8 protein-coding genes and 2 pseudogenes are annotated in these 9,313 nt (G+C 59.4%); 7 read left to right on the plus strand and 3 right to left on the minus strand.

All coding sequences use genetic code 11. The features are described 5' to 3' along the window. Both P7F28_RS15370 and P7F28_RS15375 read left to right on the plus strand, forming a co-directional pair. A pseudogene (locus P7F28_RS15370) lies at positions 1-178 on the plus strand (serine protein kinase RIO); the annotation flags it as partial. A 60-nt stretch (positions 179-238) separates the two neighbouring features. Further along, positions 239-1,897 (plus strand): ABC-F family ATP-binding cassette domain-containing protein, encoded by a 1,659-nt coding sequence (locus tag P7F28_RS15375; RefSeq protein WP_277185383.1) that lies wholly within the window; start codon positions 239-241, stop codon positions 1,895-1,897. A gap of 78 nt (positions 1,898-1,975) precedes the next feature. Here the strand turns inward: P7F28_RS15375 and P7F28_RS15380 are convergent, their stop codons facing one another. After that, entirely contained in the window at positions 1,976-3,439 is a 1,464-nt protein-coding gene (locus tag P7F28_RS15380) for a hypothetical protein (RefSeq protein ID WP_277185384.1), read from the minus strand. Between the two features lie 248 nt (positions 3,440-3,687). On the opposite strand from P7F28_RS15380, the gene P7F28_RS15385 reads away from it, so the two are divergent. From P7F28_RS15385 to P7F28_RS15395, 3 genes are all read left to right on the plus strand, one after another. Next, positions 3,688-4,776, plus strand: coding sequence for an alpha/beta fold hydrolase (locus P7F28_RS15385; protein ID WP_277185385.1), 1,089 nt, complete (start codon positions 3,688-3,690; stop codon positions 4,774-4,776). A 207-nt stretch (positions 4,777-4,983) separates the two neighbouring features. Further along, positions 4,984-5,955, plus strand: a complete 972-nt coding sequence (locus tag P7F28_RS15390; protein ID WP_277185386.1) for a hypothetical protein — start codon at positions 4,984-4,986, stop codon at positions 5,953-5,955. Positions 5,956-5,965: 10 nt separating this feature from the next. Further along, positions 5,966-6,109 carry a DUF3563 family protein gene (locus tag P7F28_RS15395; protein ID WP_277185387.1) on the plus strand — a complete coding sequence of 48 codons (144 nt, stop codon included), beginning with the start codon at positions 5,966-5,968 and terminating at the stop codon, positions 6,107-6,109. Between the two features lie 161 nt (positions 6,110-6,270). Here the strand turns inward: P7F28_RS15395 and P7F28_RS15400 are convergent. Continuing rightward, positions 6,271-6,789: pseudogene (locus tag P7F28_RS15400) on the minus strand (IclR family transcriptional regulator); the annotation flags it as partial. Between P7F28_RS15400 and P7F28_RS15405 the strand changes: the two are divergent. Continuing rightward, positions 6,784-6,930: a hypothetical protein gene (locus P7F28_RS15405; protein ID WP_277185390.1), complete on the plus strand. Its 147-nt coding sequence runs from the start codon at positions 6,784-6,786 to the stop codon at positions 6,928-6,930. The pseudogene P7F28_RS15400 and the gene P7F28_RS15405 overlap by 6 nt on opposite strands. Before the next feature lie 149 nt (positions 6,931-7,079). On the opposite strand, the gene P7F28_RS15410 is transcribed toward P7F28_RS15405, so the two are convergent. Continuing rightward, positions 7,080-8,432 carry an MFS transporter gene (locus P7F28_RS15410; RefSeq protein WP_277185388.1) on the minus strand — a complete coding sequence of 451 codons (1,353 nt, stop codon included), beginning with the start codon at positions 8,430-8,432 and terminating at the stop codon, positions 7,080-7,082. Positions 8,433-8,774: 342 nt separating this feature from the next. Between P7F28_RS15410 and P7F28_RS15415 the strand changes: the two genes are divergently transcribed. Beyond that, positions 8,775-9,053, plus strand: a complete 279-nt coding sequence (locus tag P7F28_RS15415) for a hypothetical protein (protein WP_277185389.1) — start codon at positions 8,775-8,777, stop codon at positions 9,051-9,053. Positions 9,054-9,313 lie beyond the last annotated feature (260 nt).

Below are 9,313 nucleotides of genomic sequence, written 5' to 3' on the forward strand. Positions count from 1 at the left end.
ATATGGAAAGGAGATCTGGTCGTTGTACGAAGCAGGTCATCTCCATGTCGATGTCGAACTGACCGGCCGCGCGAAAATCATCGACGGGCCGATCGATCTCGATGGCGTGCTTCGCGAACTCGAAGAGACGCGTCTGGAGGAAGACGCCCGGCTGCAGCGTCAGCAGGAACTTCCGTGAGTGCGGGCGTGATCGATCGTTGCTCGGCTATCATGCGTTTTCTCTAAAAGTTGCTTTTCTATGATTTCAGTCCGTAACGTCACATTGCGCCGCGGCGTCAATGTGGTTCTCGATCGCGCGTCGGTCACTTTCGCTCCCGGTGAAAAAATCGGCCTTGTCGGCCGCAATGGCGCTGGCAAGTCATCGTTTTTCGGCCTTCTGAACGGCTCGCTGCACGAAGACAGCGGCGAGTTTTCGATTCCATCCACATGGAAAATGGGCCAGGTCGCGCAGGACATGCCCGAGACCGAGCAAAGCGCGACCGACTTCGTAGTCGATGGCGACACCGTGTTGCTGGCCGCGAACGCCGAAGTCGCCGCCGCCGAAGCCGCCGACGATGGCATGCGCATGGCGCACGCGTACATGGCCCTGAACGACGCCGGCGCGCACGATGCGCCCGCACGCAGCCAGGCGCTGCTATTGGGCCTGGGCTTCAGCGCCGTGCAGCTCGATCAGCCCGTCAACAGCTTCTCTGGCGGCTGGCGCATGCGGCTGCAACTGGCGCGCGCGCTTATGTGCCCGTCCGATTTGCTCTTGCTCGACGAACCGACCAATCACCTGGATCTCGACGCGCTGGTCTGGCTGGAAGCGTGGCTCAAGCGCTATCAGGGAACCATGGTCGTAATCAGCCACGATCGCGAATTTCTCGACGCGGTGACGCAGGTGACGGTGCACGTCGATAACGCCAAACTCGTGCGTTACGGCGGCAACTACAGCAAGTTCGAAGACATGCGCGCTGAGCAACTCGTGTTGCAGCAAGCCGCAATGGCAAAACAGGCGGAAAAGATCGCCCACCTGCAGAAATTTATCGATCGATTCAAGGCGAAGGCCTCGAAGGCCAAGCAGGCGCAGAGCCGGGTCAAGGCGCTCGAACGCATGGAAAAGATCGCACCGGTACTCGCCGATGCAGAGTTCAACTTCGAGTTCAAGGAGCCGCTCAACGTCCCGAACCCGTTGCTGTCGATGTCGGCGGCGAGCTTCGGTTATCCCGCGCCCGACGACGCCTCGCCGGGAACGCCGCCTACGGTTATTGTTCGAGGCATCAACCGGTCCGTGCTGGCCGGGCAGCGTATCGGCATACTCGGCGCGAACGGGCAGGGCAAGTCCACGCTGGTGAAGACGGTGGCGCACGCACTCGCGCCGATTGCCGGCGAAATCAGCGAAGGCAAGGGTCTGAACATCGGCTATTTCGCACAGCAGGAACTCGACGTGTTACGTCTTCAGGACACGCCGATGGAACACATGATCCGTCTTGCCAGAGACACGCCCGCGCATTTGCGCGCGCCCGGTCAGAGTGGCACGGAACAATCGCTGCGCACTTTCCTGGGCACGTTCAACTTCAGTGGCGACATGGTGCATCAGGCGGTTGGCACGATGAGCGGCGGCGAAAAAGCGCGCCTCGTGCTGTGCATGATCGTGTGGCAGCGTCCCAATCTGCTGCTGCTCGACGAGCCGACCAATCACCTCGATTTGGCTACGCGCGAAGCGCTGGGCATGGCGCTTAACGAATTCGAAGGCACGGTGATGCTGGTCAGTCACGACCGATCCCTGCTGCGGGCGGTATGTGACGAATTCTGGCTCGTCACGAAGGGCGGCGTCGAACCGTTCGACGGCGATCTGGACGATTACCAGCAGTTCCTGCGCGACGAGGCCCGTCGCATGCGCGAGCAGGCTGCATGAGTTGACGATGCGCGTCCTACCGCGATCGATTGCAGCGCCGCCGCTTCCATCGCCGCGATTTGAACGGCTGCCCCGACGTTACTTCCAGCCTTCCTCGCCGCGATCGAAGTTGATCAGAATCGTGTGATCCATAAAGAATTCGATGCCCGCGTTGCTTTTCACATTCGCGTTCGCGCCGGCGCTGACAGACGTCGTGGCGGGTCCGCTGGAAGCGGTCATGTACGAGTAGGAGAATCCGCCGGGGAAGTTGAGCGAAACGGACTTGCCCGGATTCAGCACCGGCAACGCGCCGGAACCGACGAACACTTCGAGACGCACGTGCGGCGCGCCGGAGTCAACCATTACGCTGCCGGGATAGGACACGCCGTCGATCAGCGTGTTTGTGCCGCTTACGTATGGCTCGCAGGTTTTGAGCGGCTGATCGTCGGCGGCGACGACGTTCTTGCAGGTCAGACCGACACGCTTGAACGCGGCGCTGATACTGTCGTTCACGCCCAGCGACAACGCAGTTTGTGGCTGGCAGCTACCCGGCGTTTCGATCGAACAGTCTTGCAGCTTGAACGCATTCAAGACGAAGCCGGACTCCATGCCGGATGCGTGCGTATATGCGCGCAAAGCGTTCAGCAGTCCGCATTGCGTCTGCGGAACATCCTTGCAGACGACGGGTACGGACGTCGCGGGCAATTTGCCGGCGGCGGTTGCATCGACGGATTCGACGTTTGTGTTGATGCCGACGATATTGTCTTCCATGTTATTTCGTAAGGTATCCGTATATTCGACCCATTGATTGTCATTGCCACGGATATAACGCTTGCGAATCAGCAGGATCGGCACCGACGCGGTCGTTACTTCGCTGCCCGCACCGATAGTCATCTGCGCATAACCGATATTGCCTTCGAGCTTTTGCTCGCCGCCGCTGCCGTACTCCTTATATCCGGTCACTTTCGTGACCTTGATGCCCTTGTACGTCAGCGTGTCCTTGCCTTCGGGAAATTTGAAGCCATCGGCGCCGAGCACCGAATCCGGAAAAATCTGCGGCGCATACAGCAAGGAACCGGAGGAGCCGGTGTCGAGCACGGCGTTGATCGTCACCGCTTGCGCGCCGACCTTGGCGATCGGCAGAAACACGCGCGAACCGTGGTGCGAATCGGCTGCGACCGGATAGACGCCGACCGGCGTCGGCTTCGAAATGAGCGTATGGCACGAGACGTCGAGTTCGGCAGCGCCGTCGTGCGCCATCTTTCCTGTGCCGTTGCTGACGACGCAGTGCTGCCCGGCCGGATGCGCAACAACTGTCACGCTGTAGTCCGCGCCTTCCTTGATGGTCGATGCAAACGCGAAGCTGCTCGCGCCCTTTTGCACCACGATCGTTTCGGCGCCGCTTTGCAGCGTAAGCCCGGAATCCGCGACGTTATTGACTGTGCCGGTGACCGCGTGAACGGTCGCGGCGCTGACGGGTGTGGACGGTGAGTCATTGCCGCCGCCGCACGCGGACAGAGACAGCGCGACCGCGAGGATGCCGAAACGAATGACTGCGTGCATTGCAGAACCTCTGAACAAACGAAAGATAACTTTCATTTGTTATCGGTCTGCGTGTATCGAACTTAAGGATGCAGTCAGCCGGCTGCATGCTCAGTCCCTTGATGCGCGCCATTTTTTACCGATTCCGCATCGAGGGAACGCACGCGGTCTGCTTGCGCTTGACTTACGAATCTATATGGCGCGAGCATTCAATTAGCTCACTGTCAACGCGTTAATTGATACGAACGTACGTAGAAACGCTCGAATTCATGGCTCAGCGCCCGATCTCGCCGCGGCAACAAATCCGCCTGTGCACGGCAAGCGATGGCGCGCGCATCGCTTATGCGACGTCCGGTGCGGGGTCGCCGCTCATCAAGGCGGCGAACTGGCTGAGTCATCTGGAACTCGACTTCACCAGTCCCGTGTGGAGTCATCTGGTGCTCGAACTATGCAGCCGCCACACGTTGATTCGTTACGATCAGCGCGGCTGCGGGCTGTCGGATCGTGATGTAGCGGATATTTCATTCGATGCCTGGCTTCGCGATCTGGAGACGGTGGTGGATGCGTGCGGAATCCAGCGCTTTCCGTTGCTGGGCATTTCGCAAGGTGCATCGATCGCGGTGGCGTATGCGGTCAGGCATCCTGAACGTGTGAGCCATCTCGTGCTGCACGGCGGTTATGCGCGCGGCCGTCTGGTGCGCGCCACCGACCCGGCCGCAGGCGAAGAAGCGGAAATGCTCGTGCGTCTCGCGGAACTCGGCTGGGGCAAGCACAATCCGGCATTTCGGCAATTCTTTACCACGCAGTTCATCCCCGGCGGCACGCCTGAACAGCATCACTGGTTCAATGAACTCGAACGCATGACGACCACGCCGTGCAACGCGGCGCGCATCATGCGCGTGTTCAATCAGATCGACGTGGTGAAACTGCTGCCGCAGGTGCAATGTCCGACGCTGGTTCTGCACGCCAGCGGCGATGCACGCGTGCCCTTCGAAGAAAGCAGGCTGATCGCGGGCAGTATTCCGGGCGCGCGCTTCGTGCCGCTCGAAAGCGATAACCATCTGGTGCTGGAAAACGAGCCTTCTTGGCAGCGCTGGTGCGAAGAAGTGCGCGGCTTTCTGCCTGCATCGGCGGTGACGGATGGGGCGTTTTCTGCGCTCACGCCGCGCGAACGCGATATCGTCGAATTGCTGGCGGGCGGGCGCGATAACGCGCAGATTGCGGCGCGCTTGTCGCTGAGCGAGAAGACCGTGCGCAATCACATCACCAGCATCTTTGCCAAGCTCGAAGTCGAGAATCGCGCGCAAGCCATCGTGCTGGCGCGCCGCGCGGGTTTCGATGCGTCGCCTTCTGTCTGAAATCCTGTTGGTTTTCCTCAAACCGGGACAGGTGTCCTGATTTCCTGCGTGGTTTGAACGCTGTCCCGGCTCGATGCCGGGACTTGCGCCTCATGCGCCAATGCGGCCGCATGCCGAGAATGGGTTCCAGACGGTGACGCATCAATCGCATCTTTCTTCAGCCGACCCGTCGTTCTTTTAACGCACAGGTCCACTGGAGATTGCCTTATGAACGCCGTTCTCGAACTGAGCCCGCAACAACGCTATGCACGATGTATCGAAGTTTCTCGCCGCATTCGCTGGGATATCGACCGCGATGTACTGCGTGGCCGATGCTTCGATCCATCGCACAAATTTCTGCCCGACGGGCTGACGGAAATCGAGCGTCTGCCGTTTCTCGATGCCGCCGAGCGACGCCTGATGTCGCAGATTCAGGGCCGCACGTACGCCAATATGTTTGGGCTGATCGAGCGCTTTATCGGCGCAAAGATGATGGACGTGGCGAGCGATCGCGCACTGGCCGATCGTACGGCGTTCGAAGCAATTGTCGGCTTCACCGACGAGGAACTGAAGCATCAGGAACTGTTCCGTCGCGTCGAAGTGCTGGCCGCGCAGGTCATGCCTGCGGGTTATCGCTTCGTGGCCAATGCGGACGAGGTCGCCGCGTTCGTATTGACCAAATCGACATGGGCGATTCTCGCGCTGACTTGCTGCATCGAAATCGTTACACAGGTGCATTACCGGCAGAGCATGGATATCGATACGAGCATGTCGCCGCTGTTCAAGGACATCTTTCTGTTCCATTGGAAAGAGGAATCGCAGCACGCGATCATCGACGAACTGGAGTGGATGCGCGAAGACATGCGTATCAACGAAGCGGAGCGTGATCTTGCTGTGGGCGATCTGATCGATCTCGTCGGCGCTGTGGACAGCATGCTTCAGGCGCAGGCTCGCGCCGATGCGCAGTACTTCATTTCACTGCTGGATCGTGCGTTGACGGATGACGAAGAAACGCGCGTGCATGCCGGCGTGCTCGATGCGTATCGTTGGCAGTACATCGTATCGGGTCTGGATGAGCCGCGCTTTGCCAACGTGCTGACCGGCAAGGTGAACGATGTGCAGGGACAGCGTCTGGGCGCGGCGATGGCGCGCTTGCGTCGCCGGATGCTTCATTGCGGCACGGATGTGTTCAGCGGCTGAGGAGAACATCATGATTATGTGGATTCTGGAAAGAATCGGTTACTGGTGCGATGCTATCGAGTGTCAGCGTCGTGAGACCTATATTGCGGATGCGAAAGACCTGAGCGACGTGGAACGCCGCATCCGTTGGCTCGAACGTAGCGATTCGACGTAAAGGCAGAAACTTCGTCATGCAGATCAATCCGCGCCGTTCCTCTCACACAAGACCGGCGCGGAGTGCCGTAAATGGGTACCGCCGATAATTGGCAGCCGCCCATGTATCGTCGATCGAAGATGCGCGCTCTGGCGAACTTTCCGACAAAGCGCTTCCCGCGTTCAGCGGGCGGTGTACATGTATTCGCAAAACGCGATGCTCGCCCCGAGCTTGCGCGACAAGTCTGCGGCCGCGTTGAGTTGCAACGAGATTAACTCGCCAGTCTTGTGGGCGGCGGCAAGTCTCGATGCGGGTCCAGAAAGCGTAAGCGCGGCCATAAACTTGTCAGATGCACCAAAAACCGGTGTCGCGAACGCCGCAGTATGCCCATCTCGCGCGCCTGCCGTGAAAAGCGGTAACGCTGGTGCGCTCTCGTAAAGCGGCTCACCCAATCCCCAGTATCTCAGGACCTGACTGATCGCCGTGTCATCCAGCGGCAGGGATGTTCCCGCAAATCTGGTCTCTCTCAGACCTTCCGACGGCTCCGCCCGGAATAGACAGAGACGGTGTGTCTTGTCGATGACGTAGTACGACGCACTCTCCTTCGTCGACGCAGCAAGGGAATGCAGGATCGGCTCGACAATCGTGGAGAGATGGAAAGACTGCTCGTACAGCTTTCCAAGGTACAAAACCCGATGACGCATTGGGACGGCGACGTTTTCACTTTCACACTCGTCGATGAAAACGCAGAGCCGGGCACCATTTCGAAGACGTCGTTTTCGAGCAATCAGGTGATTCTGGAGTATTACGATGAGGACGGACTCGGCACGTTTGCACGCTAGATCGATGCCCAAAAGTTTCGGTGCAGCGTCAAAATCGCGTTTCCCGTCACGCGCTGATGCAAGCAACGCCAGCGAGCGTCGCTGGACTCCCGCTGGCGTTGCTTGCCTATAACACATCGGCACACATCGGCACACATCGGCACGCATCGTCATGCATCGCCACTTAGCGTGGCTGGCGGGATCGGGCCGCGTACGAGCAACCAGTAGCCGATCACGGCAACAGCGGCGACGCCCGCTCCGACAAACAGCGCGGGCTGGAACGAGTGTGTCTGCTGCACGATGAAGCCCGTGACCACCGGTGCCAAAGCGCCGCCGAAGTAGCCGCCGAAGTTCTGCATCGCGCCAATCGACGCGGTACAGTTTGCGGGCGCGGCAACCGATGCCGTCGCCCAGGCCGCGCTGCTCGATACATACAGCAGCAACATCGAGATCGAGATGAAGACAACGGCCAGCGTCGCGCTATGCGTAAGACCGGTCAGTACGGTGAATACGCAGACGCCGAACAGCGAGGCGGCCATCGGATACTTTCTGCTATTGACCGCCGATACGCCGTGCCGCGCGAGCACGTCGCAGATCTTTCCTCCCGACAAGCTTCCCACCACACCGAAGAGATACGGAATCGCCGCCACCCATCCCGTCTTCGCGATGGTCAGATGAAATTCCATCTGCAGATAGGTCGGCAGCCACGCGTTGTAGAGCCACAAGACGTAGATCGTGCCGAAGAAGCCCAGCAGCATGCCCCACGTGGTGCCGAACTCGAACAGGCGACGCCACTCGCGCCATGTCGGACGGGTTTGCGCTTCACCATCGACATCGGTCAGATAGGCGCGTTCCTGCTGCGTCAGATCGACTTGACGAGGGTCGCGGTGCACGAGGTAAAAACACAGCGCGACGATGAGACCGGCAATGCCCATGATGCCGAACATCCATCGCCATCCGACGGTCAACATGACTACCGTCAGCAAGGGCGCTGAGATAGCGGTGCCGAGCGTCGATGAACTGTTCCAGATACCGGTCGCCGCGCCGCGCTCTTTCTTGCCGAACCAGTCGCGTACGACTTTTGCGCTCGTAGGAAACTGCGGCGCCTCGCCGATGCCGAGCACCATGCGCGCGGCAAAAAACTGCCCGAAACTGCCTACGACGCCACCGAATGCTTGCGCGACCGACCACGTGGCAAGACTGACGGAAAGCATGACACGCGCACCGAAGCGATCGACTAATGCGCCTGCCGGGAGTTGCGCGAATGCGTAAGCCCATAGAAAGGCTGAGAGCAGCAGACCCATTTCCGCGACTGAAAGCCCGAGATCCTGCCGGATCAGCGGATTTGCGATGGACAGCGTCGCGCGATCGATGTAGTTGATGACGCCACTCAGAAGCAGCAGGGAGAGTGCGGTGCGTTGAATCCGTCGAACGCGCGGTGAAGCTTGGTCGTTCGATGCGATGCGTTGAGCGTCGTCCGCGCCCGATTCCGTGCCATGCGTTGCAATCGTGGATTGCTCCATGCGCTTATCTCCTAGAAGTCTTGTTTTATCGGTAAACCCTGTTTTTTAATCCGATGCACACAATACCGCATTGGACTGACGCACGCTCGGTCCGCATCCGTTAGGAACCCAATTTAAATTTCGCGCCAACCCAAATATTGCTACAGCGAGGGCTGTAAGGTGATCGACAGGTCAGGATTTTCCGCGGCATGCGCAGAAGCGCGCACGCTTTTTAATAACGAGCCGTCCACACTTTGATTGCATCCTTTCGGACTTGCGATACGTACAACGATCAATGCCTCCATTTTTCCTGCCAGCGGTCGTGCCGTATGGCGAAGCGGGCGCTTTTTTTGGAGAACGTCGATGAGCAAGCGGATAGGCAAGATGCTGTGTATCGTAATCGTCGCCGTGGGCGGTCTGCCGGCGACGGTGGCATGGGCAGGCGGCAACGGCAACGGCGGAAGTGGTGGCGGCGGTGCGCATGGGGCGGCAACATCGGGTATGACTTATCACAGTGAGCCTGTGTCGAGCCCGTGGAATCGTCCTCCGTGGCCCATGGTCAAAAACGAGAGAAAGGAGGATGCGGATGCCAGCATGGCGTCGATGCGCGATCGGCCTGATGCCGTGAAGGACAGTCAATAGTTCAGTAATCTTAATGATGTGTCGTGATTGGAGCCGTGTCGATGAACGGAGCTATGGTTCTACCCTGGCTGATTGCTCTCGCGGGATGCGGGAATATCGTCGGACCGGTTTATGGGCCAAGCGCGGGCGCAAATTCCGGGTCCGACTCTTCAGCCGTGGCTCCGCGAACAAACCCCAAAATGGATGGTCCGCCGGGAGCGTTGGCGCCTGCAAAGGAATGATCGGAATGAATGCCTGAAGCAAGCGCCAGATACGGACGG

The organism is Caballeronia sp. BR00000012568055 (genome assembly GCF_029439455.1).
Classification (GTDB): domain Bacteria; phylum Pseudomonadota; class Gammaproteobacteria; order Burkholderiales; family Burkholderiaceae; genus Caballeronia.